Here is a 19,634-nt window from a genome sequence, read left to right on the forward strand (position 1 = left end):
ACCTGTACCGCCTCTGCTTCGCCGACGGCGCCCTGATCACGAAGGACCTGCTGACCCGATGATCCGAGTGCTTATCGCGGACGACGAGCCGATGATCCGCTCCGGCATCCGCACGATTCTGCGGACCGACGACGGCATCGAGATCGTCGCGGAGGCGTCGGACGGCGGCGAGGCCGTGACACTTACCGAGACGTACCGGCCGGACGTGGCGCTGCTTGACATCCGCATGCCGGTCCTGGACGGCCTGGCCGCGGCGGGCCGGATCCGCGCACGGGCACCGGAGACCGCGGTGATCATCCTGACCACGTTCGGCGAGGACGGATACATCGTGCGCGCGCTCGACTCGGGCGCCGCCGGCTTCCTGCTGAAGGCGCTCGACCCGCACGAGCTGATCGCCGGCGTCCGTGCCGTGGCCGGCGGCGCCGCGTGCCTGTCCCCCGCGATCGCCAAGCGCGTCATCGCCCAGTGGCGACAGACCACACCCAGCCGGGGGTACGCCGCCCGCGCCCGAATCCAGACCCTGGCCCCTCGCGAGCGGGACGTGCTGGCCCTGCTCGGCGCCGGCCTGTCCAACGCGGAGATCGCCGCCCGCCTGCACTTCGTCGAGGGCACGGTGAAGAGCTACGTGAGCGTGATCCTCACCCGGCTCGAGGTCCGCAACCGCGTACAGGCCGCGGTTCTGGCCGTCGAGGCAGGGTTGGTCCCCTCACCCTGACCATCCTCATCGAATCGATCCGCTGGGTTACCACCCGCCACAGCTCAGGCGTCGGTGAGAGCACGGACCAGGCGGCGGTTCTAATGCTGGCTTCAGGTCGGCCCGGGAGAATGAGCGGCAAAAGCATTGACGTGGAAGGGGGCGAGCCAGCGTGCGGATCCTGATCGCGGATGACGACGCGGCCATCCGTGAGTCGCTGGAGCGGGTGCTCCAGGTCGAGGGTTACGACACCAGCACCGTCGCCAACGGTCTCGCCGTGCTCGACGGGGTCGCCGGGGCGGGCGGTGACACGCTGGATCTGCTGATCCTCGACGTGATGATGCCCCGCCTCGGCGGGTTGGAGACCTGCCGGCGGTTGCGGGCCGAGGGCCGGGATCTGCCGGTGCTGATGCTGACCGCCCGTGATCAGGTCTCGGACCGGGTCACGGGGCTGGACGCGGGCGCCGACGACTACCTGCCCAAGCCGTTCGCCACCGAGGAGTTGCTGGCCCGGGTACGGGCCCTGCTGCGCCGGCGGACGCCTGCCGACGAGGAGTCGCAGATCCTGTCGTTCGCCGACGTCCGGCTCGATCCCGACAGGTTCGAGGCATGGCGGGGCGCGCGGCCGCTGCGCCTGACCCGGACCGAGTTCTCCCTCCTGCAGGTCCTCCTGCGCAACGCGACCCGGGTCCTGCCCCGCGACGTGCTGTTCGAGGCGATCTGGGGCTTCGACATGAGCACCACCGCCAACAACCTCCAGGTGTACGTGAGCTACCTGCGCCGCAAGATGGAGGCCGAGGGTGAGCCGCGGTTGATCTACACGCTGCGCGGCCTGGGATACACGTTGCGGGAGACTCCGCCGTGAGCGGGCACGCCCGCCGGGAACCGCGCCGGTTGACCCGATGGTGGCGCCGGCGGTCCCTGCGGACCAGGATGACTGTGATCGCGGCGACGGCCATCGCGGTAAGCGTGTTCCTGGCGTTCCAGGTGGCAAGCGAGCTGATGGACCGGAAGCTGCGGGACACCGCCGCGACGCAGCTGCGCGCCGACGCCCGCGTGCTTGCGACGAACGCGGAGCGCGCCGGTCTGGCGCAGGTCCAGCTACCGCCGTACCCCGGGGCCGGTCGGCTGGTGCGGGTCATCCTGCCCGACGGCTCGACCCGGACGCCGGCCGGCCAACCCGCACTGCCCTCCGTCAGCGAGAGCGCCGGGAGTGTGGCGCGGGGCGCGTCGGCCGACCTGCTGGAGTCGACCGACTGGAACGACGGCTACCGCGTCTACACGCTGCGGGCGGGCGACGGCGCGGTCCAGGTGGCCGACCTCGCCGACGACAGCCCGATCAACCAGTTCGGGTTCGGCATGCTGGTGATCGGGCTGCTCTGCGTGGCTGGCGGCGCCCTGGTCGGGCGGACCGTGGCGCGGACCGGACTCGCGCCGATCGACCGGCTGACCGCCGCCGCGGTCCATGTCGCGAACACCCGGGATCTCGACGCCGGCATCCCGGACGAGGGCGGTGGGGAGATCCGGCGGCTGATCCAGGCGATCAACGACATGCTCGCCGCGCTCCGGGACTCCCGGCGGGCCCAGCGGCTGCTCGCCGAGGACGCCGCCCACGAGCTCAAGACCCCGCTCACCAGCCTGCGCCTCAACATCGAGCTGCTGGTCCGGCTGGACCGGCGCGGCACCCTCGACACCGCCCTCTCGGCGGAGAGCCGGACCCGGCTGCTCACCGATCTCGGCGCCCAGGTGGCCGAGTTGAGCACCCTCGCCGCCGAGCTGACCGACCTGGCACGCGGCGACGTCGGTGACGAGGGCGCCGAGCTGCTCGACCTCGCCGACGTGGTGGTGGCCGCCGCGGCCCAGGCGCGCTCCCGCAAGCCCGGCCTCGAGGTCGCACTCGACGTGACCTCGGTGTGGGTGAACGGGCGTCCCGCCGCGCTCCAGCGAGCGGTGCTCAACCTCGTCGACAACGCCGGCAAATGGTCCCCCGCGGACCAGCCGGTGCAGGTCCGGCTGCGTGCCGAGGGCGCCTCGGCGGCGCTCGAGGTCGACGACGCCGGGCCGGGCATCGACGCCGCCGACGTACCGCGGGTGTTCGACAGGTTCTACCGTGCCGACAGCGCCCGGGCGATGCCGGGATCCGGTCTGGGGCTGTCGATCGTGCAGCGGGTCGTCCTCGCCCACGGCGGCCGGGTCACAGTCGCCCGCTCCGCCCGCGGTGGCGCGCTGCTTCGGGTCGATATTCCGGCCGCGGCCCCGATCGCGCGCCCCCGGGAGGACACCGCGGTGGGCTGACGGGAACCATCCGGCCCAGAAAAAGATCCGGGTCGGGGCTGGATGCCCCGACCCGGATCTCGTCCGTGTTCACCGTTGCAGGGCGAGCTCCTCGCCGTCGGTACGCGCCAGGGGCCCGTTCGGCGGCTCCGCCGTCGGCCGGGACAGCCGGCTCGGCCACCAGATCCGCCTGCCGATCAGCAGGGTGAGGGCGGGCACCAGGACCGACCGCACCAGCAGGGCGTCGAGCAGCACGCCGAAGGCGACCAGGAACCCGACCTCGATAAGCATCACCAGCGGAAGTGTGGTGAGGACCGCGAACGTGGCCGCGAGGACCAGGCCCGCCGAGGTGATGACGCCGCCGGTGGCGGAGAGGGCCTTGAGCATGCCCTCCCTGGTGCCGAGGAGCGCTGCCTCCTCCCGGGCCCGGCTGGCCAGGAAGATGTTGTAGTCGACGCCGAGCGCCACCAGGAACAGGAAGGCAAGAATCGGCACCGAGTAGTCGATGCCCTTGAACCCGAGGATCGTGTCGAACACGAAGACGCTGCCGCCGAAGGCCGCGGCGAACGAGACGATCACGGTGGCCATCAGGACCAGCGGGGCCACGATCGCGCGCAGCAGCAGCCCGAGGACGATCAGGACGACCGCGAGCACAAGCGGGATCACCAGCTTCTCGTCGCGGCTTGTGGTCACCTCGGTGTCGAGGTTCTCCGCGCTCGGCCCGCCGACGATCGCCTCCGCCCCGCTCACCGTGTGCACGGCGGTGCGCAACCGCTTGATCGTGTCGTACTCCGCGACGGTGTCCGGCGCGTCCGCCGGGAACACGGAGATGTCGGCCCAGCCGTTGATGGTCTGACCCGGGACGACCATTGCTACACCCGGGGTGTTCTTGACTACCTCGAGCACCCGATCCTGGTACGCCGGCCGCGTGAAGACAGTCATCGGCTGGCCGCCGAGCTCCGGAAAGTGCTGGCGGAGCACGGTGAAGCCGGTGACCGACTCCGGCGCGGAGAGGAACTGGTCCTGCTCCCGCAGGGCGCCGGTGTTGCCCGTCAGCCCGATGGCGAGCACGCCGAGTATGCCGACCGAGCCGATCGTCGCCATCCACCGGCGGCGGTTGATCGCGGTGCCGAGCCGCCCCCACAGCCCCGGCTTCTCCTGCACGGCCGCGCTGAACCGCGGGATGGCCGGCCAGAAGACCCGCCTGCCGAGCACCACGAGCACCGCCGGGAAGAGCGTCAGCATGGCCACAAGCGCGCACAGGATGCCTGCCGCGCCGATCGGGCCGAGTCCGCTGGTGCTGTTCAGGTCCGCGACGAGCAGGCAGAGCAGGCCGGCGACCACCGTGGCCGCGGACGCGAGGATGGCCGGTGCCGCGCTGCGGAGCGCGTGGACCATCGCGACCCGGACGTTCTCGTGGTGGTGCAGCATCTCCCGGTACCGGGCGATGAGCAGCAGCGCATAGTCCGTGCCGACGCCGAACACCAGGATCGTCAGCAGCGCCGAGTTCTGGTCGTTGATGACGATGCCGAAGCCCTTGACGAGCAGGTAGACGGTCGCCATCGAGGTCAGTGCGGCCACGCCGACGGCCACCAGCGGAACCAGCCACAACACCGGGCTGCGGTACGTGAGGATGAGCAGGACCGTGACGACGATGACCGTGGTGAGGAAGACCTGCAGGTCGATGCCGTCGAAGACCGCGTCCATGTCCCCGTCGATCGCGGCCGGGCCGGTCACGTCGAGTTCCAGGCCGGCAGGGCGGTCCTTCGCGGTGTCCCGCAACGGGCCGACGATGGTCTCCGGTCCACCGTAGGCCGTGCTCACGTCGAGGTTGAACATCATCGCCTTGCCGTCGGTGGAGAGCCTCGTCGACGTACCCTCATCGTCGTCGTCCTCGCCGGCCGCCGCCTGCCCCTTGGGCGGGTACCGCTTGGCAAGGGTGTCGTAGTGGCGCTCGACCGCCGCGCGGTCGGAGTCGGTGATGCCGGTGGCGCGGTGGTACACGAAGACGAACGTGTTGTCCTCCCCGCCGGGGAGACTGTCCTCAAGCACCGCCACCTTTGTGGACTCCGCGCCGGCCGGCAGGGTGTCCACGGCGCGGTCCGTGGTGACCGAGCTCAGCTTCCCGCTCAACGGCACCATGACCGCCGCGAGCGCCACCCACAGGCCGATCACCAACCACGGCACCCATCGGCCTGCCAATCGACCGGTCGGTGCTGGCTTGACTATCATCAATGTCCTCCTGTACGCGGGCTGCATCGCTTCCCTGACGGGGACTTTGTAGTGAGCGAATCTGAGACGACTGTTAATGCGGCGCTCGGGCGGCCGCCGACGTAGTACCGCGGTACCGCTCCCCTCCCGCGGATGACGACCGCGGTACGACAAAACACGGCGAAATCGGTCCTAGCCTTCGGGTCATGACGAAACCTGATAGCCCACTCCGGAGGATTGGGGCGGGCGCCATGGCGCTGGCAGCGTTCACTGTCGTCGCTGCCTGCGGGTCGAACGCCGACACCGGTGCGCCGCCCGCCGCGCCCGGCCCGCACAGCGCGCACACGGGCGTGTCGTCGGCTCCACCGCAGCCGCTGCGCGCCGGCGAGCGCTTCCTCGACCTGAGGATGGCCGAGGCCTACACGCCCGCCCCGCCGGAGGGGGGAGGCTCGGACGAGTACCGGTGCCAGGTGATCGACCCGGGCCTGACCAAGGCGGCATTCCTGACCGGCACCCAGTTCACGCCGGAGAACGTCGCCATAGCGCACCACGCCATCGTGTACTCGGTGCCGCCGGCCGGCGCCGCCGCGGTACGCGAGCAGGACGCCAAGACCCCCGGTTTCGGCTGGCAGTGCTTCGGCGGCACCGGTGTGCCCGGCGCCGAGGTGGAGGAGGGGGACGCCACGTGGGTGGACACCTGGGCGCCGGGCGCCACGGAGGCGCTGCTCAGCCAGGACGTCGGCTACCGGCTGGAGCCGGGCGGCCTGATCGTCCTTCAGATCCACTACAACCTGCTCGCGACGGACGGCAAGCCGGCCGGGGCGGACCGCTCGGCGCTGCGGCTGCGGGTGAAGGACGGCACGCCGCAGACCCGTGAACTCGACACGTGGCCGATCAGCGGGCCGACCGAGCTGCCCTGCCTCCCCGACGAGTCGGGTCCGCTCTGTGACCGGGCGGCCTCGATCGCGGACGTGACGAGGCGGTTCGGGGACGACGTCGGCGGAATGGCGAACGAGCAGGTGGAGGAGTGCAGCCAGGGCGCGCCGAAGCCCGGCAACACCCAGACCTGCGACCACGCGGTGGAGGAGCCGGTGACGGTGTTCGCCGGTTTCGGCCACATGCACATGCTCGGGCGATCCATCAAGGTCGAACTCAACCCGGGCACGCCGAAGGCCAAGGTCCTGCTTGACGTGCCGCAGTTCGACTTCGACAACCAGCGGCTGACACCGCTGCCGGCACCGGCCGAGATCGGTCCGGGCGACACGCTGCGGGTGACGTGCACGCACGACGCGGGGCTGCGCAAACAGCTGCCGCAGCTGCAAAAGCTGCCGCCGCGCTACGTGGTCTGGGGCGACGGCACCAGCGACGAGATGTGCTCGGGCTTCCTGACGGTCTCCCCCCGCACGCCCTGACGACGCGCCGAACGTGTGTGAGCTCACCGCTCACACACGTTCGTGGCGCGTCGTGGCAGCCGATCAGGCCGAGCGGATCAGGCCGGAGCGACGCGGCCGGGAACCACAGTCGCGCGAGGTGTGCTGCACCGGCCGGGTGAGTCCCAGGTCGTAGGCGAGGATGACGGCCTGGATCCGGTCCCGCGCGCCGATCTTGGCGAGGACCCGCCCGACGTGGGTCTTCACTGTCGACTCGGACAGCGTGAACCGCTTAGCGATCTCGCCGTTGGTGAGGCCGTGGCCGATGGCGGCGAAGACCTCGCGCTCGCGGCCGGTCAGGAAGTCCAGCCGGGGATCCTCCCGCACCGGCTCGCAGAGGTCATCGTCGAGCCGGTCGGCGACCGCATCGAGCAGCCGCCGGGTCAGCGCCGGCGCGATCACCGCGTCCCCGGCGGCGACGGCTCGGATGCCGGCGAGCAACTCCTCCGGGCGGATGTCCTTGAGCAGGAAACCGCTCGCCCCGGCCCGCAGCGCGGCGAACGCGTACCGCTCACCGTCGAACGTCGTCAGCATCAGGATCCGCGAACGCCCACCGGCTGCGACGACGCGACGGGTGGCCTCGATCCCGTCGACGCCCGGCAGGCGGATGTCCATCAGCACCACGTCGGGACGCAGCTCGGTGATCCGCCGAACCGCCTCGGCACCGTTCTCCGCCTCGCCGACGATCTCGGTGTCGGGGGTGCTCTCCAGCAGCATGCGAAACCCGAAACGCTGCAGGGGCTGGGCGTCCACCACGAGCACGGAGATCATGAAGCGCTGCCTTTCCCGGTCGCGGGGCGGTCCGACAGCCGTCCGCTGCGGGGCCGGCGCCGGCTGTGCGTTCGGCCATCCCGAGACCCGCATCGCCCGGCGATGCCACTTCTACCGAGCGAACCTGAAACGACAGTTAGAACGAGCCGCCGGGCTGTCGCAGGGAAGTGCAGGCCCGGCCCACCAGGTTTGCGAGGGCTCGGCCCCTGGGCAGACAGCACGCAGACATGACGAAGGCCGCGGTTCGCACCTTTCGCGAACACACGGCCTCTGTATCTGGTGGGCGATACTGGGTTCGAACCAGTGACCTCTCCGGTGTGAACGGAGCGCTCTTCCACTGAGCTAATCGCCCTTGCGAGAAGGAACAATACCGGATGCCGGAGCCCGGGCGCACATCGGGGTTCCGGCGCGCCCGGACGGACAGCGGGGGTTAGAAGCGGTCCAGCAGATCCAGGCCGACCTGGATCAGGTCGATGCCCATGGTGAGCTTGAGCGAGAGCCAGACGATCGCGCTGACGAAGACAAAGCAGAGCAGGCCGAGCAGGGACCGGAGTGGCCACGGCTGGCGCATGATCCAGCGGGTCCAGGCCTGGACGTGCCGGCGGGTGAAGTGAAGCAGGTGCCGGGCCCAGGCGAACTCGATGGCCCAGATGGCGAGGCCGACGATGACGATGCCCCAGCCGGGTCCGGGCAGCGGTATGGCGACGATGCCGACGGCGACCACGAGCGCGCCGAGGATGCCGATGCCGATCTTGAGTGCGATCGCGCCGGTGGGGTTGGCACGGATCCGGGCGAGCCGGTCGTGCATGCCGCGCCGCCAGCGGGGCACCGGCTTGGTCGCTTCTTCGAGGACCTCGTCGGCCTCATGATCACCCACTGTTGTGCCCGTTGTATCGGACGCCGTGGAGGGATTTGCCGCCATTACCTACCCCCAGTAGCCCTAGGGCCGTCACTGATCAGGACAACTCGACGTTACCGGAGTGAGTCGACGTTGGTGCCGCCGGAAACGACGGACCGAGGAGCAGGCAAGACGCCGGGATCTTACTTCAGTTCTTTCTTTTGGAAGACCAGTTCGGCCCGACTTCCTACTACTGGGTGAGATCAGCGTATGACGGAGCGTAATCGGATGTATCCGCTGAGTATGGGATACGCGGGGTGAGTACCCCGCAGCGGTGCCGGGGGGAGAACGTCAATGAGTGTCATCCGACCGACGACCGTCGAGGTCGAGACGTCGCTGCGGCTTGTCGCACCGGATGCTACCGCGTTGCCGGTGCGCGCCAGCCTTCGCTATGACCCGTCAGATCCGTACGCGGTGCACGTCCTCTTCCACGCCGAGACGGCCGGCGGAGAGGCCGTGAGCTGGTCATTTGCGCGGGAGCTACTGGTCACCGGGCTCGACGAGCCGGCCGGGATCGGCGATGTCCGGGTGTGGCCGTGGGCCACTCCGAAGGGGGACTTCGTCGCCCTCGCCCTGTCGTCGCCGGACGGAAACGCCCTCTTCGAGGTACCACGCAGCGTGCTCGTCCGGTTCCTTCGCCGGACGTACGTGGTGGTGCCGCGGGGCCGGGAGGGTGAGCATCTGGATGTCGATGCCGCCGTGAACCGGCTGCTGGCAGGACGGTAGGAAAGCGCGCTTTTCATGGTTTTAAAAGGGACAAAAGAACTGATATGACCCGCGCGGCCCAGATAGGGGCCGTGCGGGTCAGTCTTATACCCCCAAAAACCGCGAAATCGCCATAAATATGCAATAAACGGAATAGTACCGGCGGTGGGGATGCGGCCCTGGCCTGCGGCGGTTACCGTCAGTCGGATGGTCGGTATCGGTCAGACACCGCCGGGTGGCACGCCCGTTCGCGCCACCGGGATCGGCGCCACTACGCTCAGCGACTTCACCGAAGACGGACCGCATCTCCTGGATCGGAACCTGCTCTTACTGGTCACAGTCGGACAAGGCACTCAGGAGATCGACTTCGTCCGCCACGACTGCCGCCCCGGCACGCTGCTCTGGGCCGGCCCGGGTCAGGCGATCCGGCTCAACCGTCGCGCCGGTCTGGACGCGGCGCTCGTCACCTGGCGCCCGGAGGATCTGCCCGGCGACCACTGGCAGCCCCGCGGCAGGTCCGCCTGGCAGCTCGCCGGCGAGGACGAGGACGCGGTGATCAGCGAGGTCAGCCAGCTGATCGTGGACCGGGAACGGCACGCCGGCACACCGCTCGCCGACGACCTGCTGCGCCACCAGCTCACCGTGCTGATGCTGCGGATCGCTTTGCTGGCAGGCGATACGGCCACCCAGACGCCGGCGCCGACCACGTTCCACGAGTTCACTGCCGCGGTGGAAGACCGGTACGCGCTTACCCGCCGCGTCGAGGAATACGCCCGGCTGGTCGGCTGCTCGGTCCGTACCCTCACCAGGGCCTGCCTTTCCGCCACCGGGCGAAGCGCGAAGCAGGTGATCGACGACCGGGTGGCGTTGCAGGCCCGGCGGCTGCTGGCCTGCACGGACACGCCGATCGCGGATATCGGCCGCGCCCTGGGCTTCCCGGAGCCGACGAATTTCGGCCGCTTCTTCCACCGCGAGACCGGCAGTTCCCCGGGGGCATTCCGCGTCGCGCTCACCGGGCAGCCGCTGGAGACGGCCGAGCCGGGCCCGCATCGCCTGCGCACCACCGCGTTCCACCGGATCTAGGCCATCGAGCCACCAGATTTTCGGACAAAGTAGGGCGGCGCACCTGACGACCACGTTCGGGGTCACAATGTGGGGGTGCAGATCTCCGCGCGTGGCGAGTACGCCGTCCGAGCCGCCCTCAGCCTGGCCTCGGTCTACCCCTCGCTGATGTCCGCCCAGGCCATCGCCGCGGAGCAGGACATGCCGCGGAAGTTCCTGGAGGCCGTGCTCGCCGATCTCCGCCGGGCCGGCATCGTCCGGGCCCAGCGCGGCGCCGAGGGTGGCTACACGCTCGCCCAAAGTCCGCGCGAGATCATGATCGGCTCGATCCTGCGCGCGGTCGACGGCCCCCTCGCGGGCGTGCGCGGCATGCGCCCGGAGGAGACCCGCTACGACGGCGCCGCGGAGAACCTGCCCAAGCTCTGGGTCGCGGTCCGCAGCGCCGTGCGTGAAGTGGTGGACGAGACAAGCCTTGCGGACGTGGTCAGCGGCAGACTGCCCAACCACGTCAAGAAGCTGACGACGCGGCCAGACGCGTGGGAACCGCGCTAATTCACCCGAACGTTTGCGCCGCCGGGGTTTCGGGCACATGGTCCACAACCCCGGCAGCTATGCAGATGAAGGGAGCACACGCCATGGGCCTGATGTTCCGTAAGCGCAGGAAGTTCGGACCGCTGATCTTCAACTTCACCGAGAACGGTTTCTCGTCGTGGAGCATCAAGATCGGCCGTTGGTCCTGGAACTCGAAGGCACGCGCGCACCGCGTCGACCTCCCCGGACCGTTCTCCTGGAAGCAGGACAAGTCCCGGTCCTAGTATCAGAAGCAGCGCAGAGCGGTACGGCGATCGTCAGGCGGGCACGGAGATTCCCACTCCACCGCGCGTCTGACCGCCGTACCGCTGCTTTTCCCGGGCGATGTCCAGCCGCCCGATCGACTTCCGCGCGGAGAGCGCGGCGTCGTCGAGCAGGTCCGCCGGAATGAGCCAGACCACCTCGAACTCGAGCCCGTCCGGGTCCCGGCCGTAGAGGCTCTTGGTGCTGCCGTGGTCGGACGTGCCGACAAGCGCGCCCGCATTCGCCAGCGCGGCCATCACCTGCTCGAGCGTGTCAAGCGTGTCGACCTCCCACGCCAGGTGGTAGAGCCCGACCGTGGCCCGCCCGGCCATCGACGGGCCGGCCGCCTCGCCTATCTCGAAGAGCCCGAGGTCGTGGTCGTTCGTCGAGTCCGGCGCCTGCATGAACGCGGCCCGGAACCCGTTCGGCGTCATCGGCACCTGCCGGAACCCGAGCACGTCCCGGTAGAACGCGACGCTGCGGTCGAGATTGCTGATGTAGAGCACTGCGTGGTTGAGCCGGAAGACGCCCATCGTGATCCCCTCGTCGTGTCGATCCCACGCCAACGGTAGCCGGGGATAGTTGAGAGTTCAACTAGTTGATTACTATACGGCCATGACGCGCTGGCTGAATCCCGACGAGCAACGCACCTGGCGGGCATTCCTCTTCGCCTCCCGGGCCCTGCTGGACACGCTCGACAAGGAGCTGCAGCGCGACTCAGGGATGCCGCACGCGTACTACGAGATCCTGGTCAGGCTGTCCGAAGCACCGGAGCGAAGCATGCGGATGAGCGATCTCGCGGACTCGCTCGCGTCGTCCCGCAGCCGGCTCTCGCACGCGGTGACCAGACTCACCGAACAGGGCTGGGTCCGGCGCGAGGACTGCCCCACCGATCGGCGCGGCCAGCTCGCGGTCCTTACCGAGCAGGGCTACGAGGTGCTCGCGGCCGCCGCACCCCGCCACGTGGACGGCGTCCGCGCCCACCTCTTCGACCAGCTCACCCCGGACCAGCTCGCCCAACTCAGCCAGATCAGCTCCCGGCTGCTCGACCACCTCGACCCCGACCACGAGCTGCGCTGACGGGATCGCGACAGTCCGGAATCGCCCAGTAAGGCGCCCCGGGGACACACCCGGCGAGAGCGCCCACTTGAACACATCGTTCTGGAACGAGCACTATGGGGCACGTGTCACACGGATTGGCGGAACTGACGGCGCACGCGAAGGACCTGATCGGCGCGGGCGACCTCGGGTCGGCCCAGATGCTGCTCAGCGACGCGCTCGCCGCCGTCGACGTCGATCCGCTCCGCGCCTCGGCCGACCTGGCCGACGCGGCCGGCCTGCTCGCCCGCATCCTGGTCGCGCTCGGTGAACCGCACTCCGCCCGGGCCTGGGCCACGTTCGCGCACGCCGCCCAGCAGCGGCTGCACGGCCCCGCGGACGAGCGCACAGTTGTCGCGGCCGCCACACTCGCCGCCGTGCTGCACCGGGTCGGCGCGAACGCCTCCGCCGCCCAGCTCTACCGCGACGTGGTCGCCCGCCTGACGCTCGTCGACGGCCCCGGCAGCATGCGCGTACTGGCCGCCCAGGCCGACCTCGCCACTGTCGAACACGCGCGCGGCGAGTGCGACACCGCCCGGCACCTCCTCGCGGACGCCTACCGCCGCCACCGGGAGACCTACGGCGAGGGCCACCCGGCCGGCATCAAGATGCTCGCCCGGCTCGGCACCATGGAACGCGACTGCGGCAACTTCGGCGAAGCTCACAGGCGCTTCAGCGGCGCCCGCAACCTCTGCCGCGACTACCTCCCGGCCGACCACCCGATGGCCGCCCAGATCGCGGCCCTGGCCCACGCCGGCGCCAACCCCGACCACGTCTGCCGCAACGACTCCCCCGCCGACGACGACTTCTCCGCCGACCCGGCCCTCAACCCCTCAACCCCAGATCTCGCCGGTACGCCCGAGAGCCCCGAACCCCCGGCCGTGCCCCCGGACCCCGACCTCACCCCGAGCGCGCCCGACGCCACCGGCACCCCGCCCTCGGGCCACACCGCAGACGCGAGCCTCACCGCAGACGCGAGCCACACCGCAGACGCGAGCCACACCGCAGACGCGAGCCACACCGCAGACGCGAGCCACACCGCGGACGCGGACCCAGACGCCGCCGACCCAGACGCCGCCGCCGACCCGGAACCCGCCGGGCACGCGGCCGCCACCGTCCCGAACCTCGACACGGACGCCAGCCGCACCACCGACGCCAGCAGCACCACTGACGCAGACGCACGCACCGCGGACCCGGCCGGCCGACGTGACGCCGAGCCGCACCCGATCCGGCCCGCCGAAACAGCCGGTCCGACCACCGGGCGTGGGACGAACGAGCCCGGCAGCACGGGCGAAACCCGCGTGCCGACCGGCACGGGCACCCCGTGGGGAACCGCGCCGCAGCGGCCGCCGAAGGTGAGCCCGTGGGCCTCCGAGCCGGTGCCCGCGACGGCCACGACCCCGGAACTGTGGACAGACCCGACCCCGGAAACGCCGCAGGCACCGTGGACGGGCACGGACCGGGAAGCGCTGCACGAGCCGTGGACAGACGCGGGCGGCGAAGCCCCGCACCAGCCGTGGACCGATGCGACCCAGGAAGCGCCGCACGAACCGGGGACGGAGCCGACCCGGGAAGACCTGCACGGACCGGGGACAGGCGCGGCCGGGGAAGCGCTGCACGAGCCGTGGAACGATGCGAACTCCGTGGTCGCGGCCGACGATGACAGCCTGGACACGTTCGGCGACGTGCCGCCCGATGTGGACGATCGCCGGGCGGCCTCGGACCTCGACTGGGAACCGCGACGCCCGCCCGCGCCGGCCGAGGTGCCGGAGGAGCACGGTCCGGAAGACGCGTCGCCGCCAGCCGCCGCGCCGGTCGACGACCTCAGCGAGCCCGCGGACCTCGACTGGGAGGCGTGGCGTGCCTCGACGGCCGCGAGCATCTCGAACACCCGTGAAGCCGAGACCACGCCGACTGCGGAAGCCGCTCTCCCTCTCCTCCAGGAAGCGAAGGCCGCAACCACAGACCTCACTCCCCCGGCCGTCCACGAACCGGAAGCCACACCCGCGGACGCCGAGGCCGAGGCCGTCCACGAACCGGAAGCAGCACCCGCAGACGCCGGCCTCCCGGTCATCCACCAACCGGAGGCCTCGCCGGCAGACGCCGAGGCTGTCCACGAACGGGAAGCCCAGCCCACAGACACCGAGCTCCCGGCAGTCCGGGAGGCGGAAGGCGCGCCGGCCGTGGACGGCGGGCACCTTCCGGGCGTCCACGCAACGGACGCACCGCTGCCGGGCGCCGATCTCCGGTCCGAGTCCGGCCCGGAGGGGACGCCCCGCGACGACACCGTCCTCACGAAGGACGAGGCCGCCGGGGAGACGCCGCACGAGAGCGAACCGGCCGTGGACGGCGACGGAGGTTTGGTCGCCGGGCCGCGCGTGGCCGAGCAGAAGGCACAGGCCGGGGAGTCGGAGCTCCGGGGCGTACCGTGGCAGGATTTTGATCTGGATTCGCGGGCGCCGCTTGTGGACCGGGATCCCGAGTCGTGGCGGCCGCCGATCCAGGACGCCGGGGATGATTCGCTCCGGTGGGTCGAGGGCGAGCCCGTGGTCGGGCCGTGGCATCCGCCGCTGCAGCCCGGGGAGAACGTCGAACCCTGGCGTGCGGTGAGCTTCTACGCGGGTCATGAGCTGCGCAACCGTTCCGCCGAGCAGGGTGCCTGGGGGCCGGAGGGCGAGCCGTTGCCGGCCCCGGAGCCGTGGCAGCCTCCGGCCGGGCCGTCGTGGGGGTCCTCGGCAGCGCCGGCCCGGGAGTCCTCTGCCCCGCCTGCCTGGGAGTCGCCGGCCTGGGAGTCCTCGGTCCCGCCGGAGCCGTGGCAGCAGGCCGTCGACGGGCCGACTGCCGCCGGCCCGTCGACGCCGTGGCAGCCGCCGCCCGCGCGCGGGCCGTCCGAGCCGTGGCCACGTGGCTCGCACGCGGCCGGCGAGTCCGGCCCGCAGCCCGGCGACAGCGGCGCGACCCCGTGGACGCCGCCCGCGCAGAACCAGCCCGCGCAGGCCTCGTCCGCGCAGACCCCGCCTGCCGAGACACCTCCTGAGGCGACGCGACCGCAGGCCCCGGCGCCGCGCTGGCCGGCCTCCGGCATTCCGAGGTCGACGCCCTGGGCGTCCGGCGGGTCGGCCAACCCGGTGGATGCCGGGCCGCGCGGTGCGGACGTGGATTCCGCGTTCGGGGACTGGCCGCTGGACGAGCCGCCGGCGTGGCAGCCGCCCGAGGCGTCCGGCGCGTGGTCGTCCGCGCCAGGTCCGGTCGCGCAGGAGCCGCCCGTGCCGGCGCCGCCGCAGGGGCGTGCGGGCCGGTACGCGACGCCGCCCTCCCCGATGTCGTCCTATGACGAGCACGGGAGCCGGGCCGCGGAGGATCAGTGGTGGGCGGACGAGGGTGTGGCCGCGCCGCTTCCCCCGGCCGTCTTCGACGAGCTGGGCGGATCATCCGCCGGTGGGCCTCCGGAGCCACCGGCCGCCGGCACACCCGCTGTCGCGCAGCCCCGGCATCCGGTTCCGGCCGACCCACGGCACCCGGACGGCGGACCTGAGCATCGCGGAGACGCCGCGCCGGACCATCGCGGGGACGCCGCGCCGGACTATCGCGGAGACGCCGCGCCGGACTATCGCGGGGACGGCGGGCCGGAGCGTCGGGGGTATGAGCGGCGGCAGTCGCAGCAGGAGCAGCCGTGGCGCACGCAGGCGCGCGGGGTCCGGACGCCTCCGCCGGGCGGCCGTTACTCGCCGCTGGCGCCGGGCTACGGGCAGCCGGGGCAGCCGCAGATCAAGGCGCACCGGCGGACCCAGGGGGATCGTTCGTTGACTGCCGGCCCGGCGCCGGTCCAGCAGCATCCGGGAATGCTTGTGCCGACCCGGCGGCCGGTCGGCGTGGCTCCGGAGCGGTACCCGGAGCGGCCGATCGGCAAGATCCTCGCCGCGTTGATCGTGGTGGGGCTCGGCACGGTCGTGGTGATCGGCGGGTTCCTGCTTACCGAGCGGGACACGGAGCAGACGCCGCCCCCGGAGACGCCGGCCGCGACCACGCCGGCTGCCACGCCCCCGCCGGCGGAGGCTCCGGCGCGCGCCGGTGGTGGCCCGCCGACCGGCCTCACGATCGAGGACTCGCGCACGCAGGTGACGCTGACCTGGGCGTACCCCGAGAATGCGGAGGGTCCGGTGGTGCTCAACGGCGGCCGGAAGGGCCAGACCCCACAGTTGATCACGGAGTTGGCGGCCGGCACCGAGCGCTTCTCGATGAACCTGAGCAATCCGGACGCCGACTACTGCTTCACTGTCGCTGTCGTCTACTCCACGACCGCTGTGGAGAAGTCCGCGGAGGCCTGCACGAACCGTTAGTCGAGGGCGGGCAGGCGGATCTCCGCGCGCAGGCCGGAGCGGGGCGCGTCGGTGAGCGTGACCGCGCCGTGGTGCAGGCGCACGACCTCGCGGACGATGGCGAGGCCGAGGCCGGAGCCGCCGTCGTTGCTTGCGCGGGCGTCGTCGAGGCGGGTGAAGCGGTCGAAGACGCGTTCGCGGTCGGCGGCGGGGATGCCGGGGCCGTCGTCAGTGACGGTGATCAGGTGGCGGGTGCCCTCGGTGGTGACGGCAAGCGCGACAGTGGACCGGGCGTGCCGGCCCGCGTTGTCGAGCAGGTTGGAGACCGCACGGCGGAGCGCGTCCGCGTCGCCGTCCACCCAGAACTGCGACGACGGCACGGTGAACTCCACCGTGGGATAGCGGCCGGTCAGGTCCGTGAGCAGCTCGCCCAGCTCGACCGGGGCGGTACGCCGGGCCGCCTCCGCCGAGTCGTCCGCGCGGGCCAGCAGCAGCAGGTCGTCGACGAGCCGGCCGAGCCGGTCCGCGTCGATCATGAGGTCGTCGATGAACGCCTGCCAGTCCGTGTCGTCCGGCAGCCGCTGTGCGACCTCCAGCTGTACCCGCATGCTTGCCAGCGGGCTGCGCAGCTCGTGTGCGGCGTCCGCGACGAACGCGCGCTGCCGGGCCCTGGCGGTGTCCAGCCGGTGCAGCATGTCGTTGAGCGTGAGCGCGAGCCGGTGGATCTCGTCGCGGGAGGCGGGCACCGGCAGGCGTCCGGCCCGCCCGCCGCCGGTGATCTCCTCGGCACCGCGGCGCAGTTCCTCGACCGGGCGTAGCGTGACGCCGACGACCCGCCAGCCGACCAGCGCGAGCCCCAGCACGAGCAGCGGAAACGCGACGAGCAGCGCGACGCGGACGTAGCGGGCGCTCTGGAACAGGTCGCCCATTGACTTCGCGACCAGCACTACCTGCTGGTCGTCGCCGGCGCCGGTGCTCGCGGACACGATCAGCACGGGCCCGTCGACGCCGATCCGCACGCCGTCGATGAGGAGCCGCTCGCCCGCGAGCACGCGCGGGAACTCGTCCGCGTGAAGCATCGGGGTGAGCCGGTCCGCGTCGATCGACGACTTGAGCACCCGCAGCCGCGCGTCCACGACCTGAACCCGGACCTCAGTGCCCGCGACCGGGACCAGGTCGGGCAGCTCCTCCTCCTCGATCAGCCGCACGATCGCCTGCGCGGTCTTCTCGGCCTCCGCGTTCGCGGTGCGGTTGATGGCGAAGTTCAGCGTGGTGATCAGCGTGATGCCACCGAGCGCGAGCCCCACGGCAAGCCCGAAGACCCCCAACAGCACGATGCGGGTACGGAGTGAGCGTTCCTTCCGCCGGTTCGTCATCAGGCCGCCGACAGGCGGTAGCCGGCGCCACGCACTGTCTCCAGCACATCCCGCCCGATCTTGCGGCGGAGGTAGCCGACGTAGACCTCGACCACGTTCGGCGCGGTGTCCATCGCCGCGTCCCACACGTGGTCGAGCAGCTCGGTCTTGGAGACGACAGTGCCCTCGCGGCGCATCAGGTATTCGAGAAGCGCGAACTCGCGCGCGGTAAGCGTGATCTCCTCGCCGCCTCGGATGACCCGGCGCTGGGCCGGGTCGAGCGTGAGGTCGCCGACCGCGAGCACGGCCGGCCGTTGGGGCGCGCCGCGACGAAGCAGGGCGCGGAGCCGGGCGAGCAGTACCACGAACGAGAACGGCTTGGTGAGGTAGTCGTCGGCGCCGCAGTCCAGGCCGTCCGCCTGGTCGTACTCGCCGTCCTTGGCGCTGAGCATGAGCACCGGCAGCCACACCTCCTCCGCGCGTAACTGCCGCACCACGCGGTAGCCGGAGAGACCGGGGAGCATCACGTCCAGGATCATCGCGTCATATCCGCCGTGCCGGGCCATGTCCAGCCCGCTCGGCCCGTCCGCGGCAACGTCGACCGCGAACCCCTCGGCCTGCAGGCCACGCTGCAGCGCCCGTGCCATCCGGGCCTCGTCCTCGACCACAAGCAGTCGCATTCCCGTAGCGTGCCATGGTCAGTCTCAGCGTCGCCTCAGCCGCTCAGCTTCGTCACAGGCACGCCGTCCCATAGTGGTGTCCAGGAGGTGCGACAACCATGGCACTGATGAATTCACCGACCGCCCGGCGCTGGCTCATTCCGACCGCCGCTGCGGTGGCCGTCATCGGCGGGGGCGCCGCGGTGGGCGCGCTCGCCGCGGGCGCCGATCCGGCACTCCCGCCCCGCAGCGCGGCCGAGCTTCTGGTCGACCTGCAGTCGGCCAAGATCGACGGCCTGTCCGGCACGGTCGTGCAGACCGCGGACCTGGGCCTGCCCAGCATCGCGAAGCTTGCCGCGAACGCCGGCGGCGAGGCCGGCAACCTCGGCTCGCTCGTCGCCGGGACGAACACGCTTCGCGTCTGGCACTCGGATCCGGACAAGTCACGGGTCGCGCTTGTCGGCACGCTCGGCCAGACCGATGTGATCCGCAACGGCACCGACGTGTGGATCTGGCAGAGCGCGGGCAACACCGCGCAGCACTGGACCATGCCGGCCGACAAGGACGACCACACGCCTGAGGCGCTGCCGTCCGACCTGCCGAGCACCCCGCAGGAGGCGGCCGACCAGGCGCTCGCGGCAGTCGACCCGACCACCGAGGTCGTCGTCGGCCGGACCGCGACCGTCGCCGGGCGGGACGCCTACGAGCTGATCCTGCGCCCGCGTGACAAGGCATCGCTTGTCGGCGAGGTCCGGCTGGCGATCGACGCGGAGAAGAAGGTGCCGCTGCGCGTCGAGGTGATCGCGAAGAAGGACGGCGTGTCCGCGTTCAAGGTCGCGTTCACCCAGGTCGACTTCAACCGGCCGGCCGCGGAGCAGTTCGCGTTCAACCCGCCGCCCGGCGGGACGGTCACCGAGGGTGGCGACGCCGGCAAGGACCTGGCCGGGCCCGACGCCGAGAAGGCGATGACGCCCGAGCAGCAGGCCGAGATGGACACGGTGGCCGAGGCCGCCGGTCCGAAGACGGTCGGCGAGGGCTGGACCACAGTCGTCACCGCGGACCTGGGCGCTGCCGAGAAGGCGGTCCCGGGCGAGGCGGCCAAGCCGGAGACCACGCCCGAGGGCGTGCCGGACCTGGCCGCGCTGGCCGAGACGTTCCCGGAGGTCAGCGGCGTCTGGGGCAAGGGCCGGCTGCTCTCCGGCACGCTGTTCAGCGTGCTGGTGACCGACGACGGCAAGCTCTACGCGGGCCTGGTCTCGCCGGAGCGGCTGTACGAGGTCGCGGCGGGCTGAGCGGTTGCGTTGTCGATGGGGGCGCTCGTGAC

Annotated in this window: 17 protein-coding genes and 1 tRNA gene; 11 read left to right on the forward strand and 7 right to left on the reverse strand. The window is 71.4% G+C overall.

Annotated elements, in window-relative coordinates; genetic code table 11:
• Positions 1-58: 58 nt before the first annotated feature.
• The 3 genes from ACIA8K_RS06045 (at position 59) to ACIA8K_RS06055 (ending at position 2,989) form a co-directional block, all read left to right on the forward strand.
• The gene (locus ACIA8K_RS06045) at positions 59-715 is read left to right on the forward strand and encodes a response regulator (protein ID WP_396055673.1); all 657 of its coding nucleotides are present in this window, start codon (positions 59-61) and stop codon (positions 713-715) included.
• Positions 716-866: 151 nt separating this feature from the next.
• Positions 867-1,559, forward strand: coding sequence for a response regulator transcription factor (locus ACIA8K_RS06050; RefSeq protein WP_396055451.1), 693 nt, complete (start codon positions 867-869; stop codon positions 1,557-1,559).
• 68 nt (positions 1,560-1,627) lie between these two features.
• Positions 1,628-2,989 carry an ATP-binding protein gene (locus ACIA8K_RS06055; protein WP_396055453.1) on the forward strand — a complete coding sequence of 454 codons (1,362 nt, stop codon included), beginning with the start codon at positions 1,628-1,630 and terminating at the stop codon, positions 2,987-2,989.
• Between the two features lie 69 nt (positions 2,990-3,058).
• Here ACIA8K_RS06055 and ACIA8K_RS06060 read toward each other — a convergent pair whose 3' ends face one another.
• Positions 3,059-5,155, reverse strand: a complete 2,097-nt coding sequence (locus ACIA8K_RS06060) for an MMPL family transporter (RefSeq protein ID WP_396055455.1) — start codon at positions 5,153-5,155, stop codon at positions 3,059-3,061.
• A 230-nt stretch (positions 5,156-5,385) separates the two neighbouring features.
• On the opposite strand from ACIA8K_RS06060, the gene ACIA8K_RS06065 reads away from it, so the two are divergent.
• The gene (locus ACIA8K_RS06065; protein WP_396055457.1) at positions 5,386-6,591 is read left to right on the forward strand and encodes a monooxygenase; all 1,206 of its coding nucleotides are present in this window, start codon (positions 5,386-5,388) and stop codon (positions 6,589-6,591) included.
• A gap of 63 nt (positions 6,592-6,654) precedes the next feature.
• On the opposite strand, the gene ACIA8K_RS06070 is transcribed toward ACIA8K_RS06065, so the two are convergent.
• The 3 genes from ACIA8K_RS06070 to ACIA8K_RS06080 all read right to left on the reverse strand — a co-directional run bounded on the left by ACIA8K_RS06070 (position 6,655) and on the right by ACIA8K_RS06080 (position 8,257).
• Entirely contained in the window at positions 6,655-7,380 is a 726-nt protein-coding gene (locus ACIA8K_RS06070) for a response regulator (RefSeq protein ID WP_396055459.1), read from the reverse strand.
• Between the two features lie 277 nt (positions 7,381-7,657).
• Positions 7,658-7,732: transfer RNA gene (locus tag ACIA8K_RS06075), tRNA-Val, on the reverse strand.
• Positions 7,733-7,810: 78 nt separating this feature from the next.
• A complete protein-coding gene (locus ACIA8K_RS06080; protein ID WP_396055461.1) occupies positions 7,811-8,257 on the reverse strand; it encodes a TIGR02611 family protein in 447 nt (148 codons plus the stop codon).
• Between the two features lie 315 nt (positions 8,258-8,572).
• Between ACIA8K_RS06080 and ACIA8K_RS06085 the strand changes: the two genes are divergently transcribed.
• The 4 genes from ACIA8K_RS06085 to ACIA8K_RS06100 all read left to right on the forward strand — a co-directional run bounded on the left by ACIA8K_RS06085 (position 8,573) and on the right by ACIA8K_RS06100 (position 10,860).
• Positions 8,573-9,004, forward strand: coding sequence for an SsgA family sporulation/cell division regulator (locus ACIA8K_RS06085; RefSeq protein ID WP_033342524.1), 432 nt, complete (start codon positions 8,573-8,575; stop codon positions 9,002-9,004).
• Between the two features lie 186 nt (positions 9,005-9,190).
• On the forward strand, positions 9,191-10,066 hold the full coding sequence (locus ACIA8K_RS06090) for a helix-turn-helix transcriptional regulator (protein ID WP_396055464.1): 876 nt from the start codon (positions 9,191-9,193) through the stop codon (positions 10,064-10,066).
• 75 nt (positions 10,067-10,141) lie between these two features.
• Positions 10,142-10,597, forward strand: a complete 456-nt coding sequence (locus ACIA8K_RS06095; RefSeq protein WP_396055466.1) for an RrF2 family transcriptional regulator — start codon at positions 10,142-10,144, stop codon at positions 10,595-10,597.
• Positions 10,598-10,680: 83 nt separating this feature from the next.
• Positions 10,681-10,860 carry a DUF4236 domain-containing protein gene (locus ACIA8K_RS06100; protein ID WP_396055468.1) on the forward strand — a complete coding sequence of 60 codons (180 nt, stop codon included), beginning with the start codon at positions 10,681-10,683 and terminating at the stop codon, positions 10,858-10,860.
• A gap of 33 nt (positions 10,861-10,893) precedes the next feature.
• Here the strand turns inward: ACIA8K_RS06100 and ACIA8K_RS06105 are convergent, their stop codons facing one another.
• Positions 10,894-11,412: a VOC family protein gene (locus ACIA8K_RS06105; RefSeq protein ID WP_396055470.1), complete on the reverse strand. Its 519-nt coding sequence runs from the start codon at positions 11,410-11,412 to the stop codon at positions 10,894-10,896.
• Between the two features lie 82 nt (positions 11,413-11,494).
• Between ACIA8K_RS06105 and ACIA8K_RS06110 the strand changes: the two genes are divergently transcribed.
• Positions 11,495-11,959, forward strand: a complete 465-nt coding sequence (locus tag ACIA8K_RS06110) for a MarR family winged helix-turn-helix transcriptional regulator (protein WP_396055472.1) — start codon at positions 11,495-11,497, stop codon at positions 11,957-11,959.
• A 104-nt stretch (positions 11,960-12,063) separates the two neighbouring features.
• Positions 12,064-16,317: a tetratricopeptide repeat protein gene (locus tag ACIA8K_RS06115; RefSeq protein ID WP_396055474.1), complete on the forward strand. Its 4,254-nt coding sequence runs from the start codon at positions 12,064-12,066 to the stop codon at positions 16,315-16,317.
• Here the strand turns inward: ACIA8K_RS06115 and ACIA8K_RS06120 are convergent.
• The gene (locus ACIA8K_RS06120) at positions 16,314-17,672 is read right to left on the reverse strand and encodes a sensor histidine kinase (protein ID WP_396055476.1); all 1,359 of its coding nucleotides are present in this window, start codon (positions 17,670-17,672) and stop codon (positions 16,314-16,316) included. The genes ACIA8K_RS06115 and ACIA8K_RS06120 overlap by 4 nt on opposite strands.
• Complete coding sequence (locus ACIA8K_RS06125; RefSeq protein WP_396055478.1) at positions 17,672-18,331, reverse strand: response regulator transcription factor; 660 nt, start codon at positions 18,329-18,331, stop codon at positions 17,672-17,674. The genes ACIA8K_RS06120 and ACIA8K_RS06125 overlap by 1 nt, the downstream gene beginning before the upstream one ends.
• A 98-nt stretch (positions 18,332-18,429) precedes the next feature.
• Here ACIA8K_RS06125 and ACIA8K_RS06130 point away from each other — a divergent pair, with 98 nt between their 5' ends.
• Positions 18,430-19,602: an outer membrane lipoprotein carrier protein LolA gene (locus ACIA8K_RS06130; RefSeq protein ID WP_396055480.1), complete on the forward strand. Its 1,173-nt coding sequence runs from the start codon at positions 18,430-18,432 to the stop codon at positions 19,600-19,602.
• Positions 19,603-19,634 lie beyond the last annotated feature (32 nt).

It is taken from the genome of Catenuloplanes sp. NPDC051500 (assembly GCF_044454585.1).
Taxonomy (GTDB): domain Bacteria; phylum Actinomycetota; class Actinomycetes; order Mycobacteriales; family Micromonosporaceae; genus Catenuloplanes.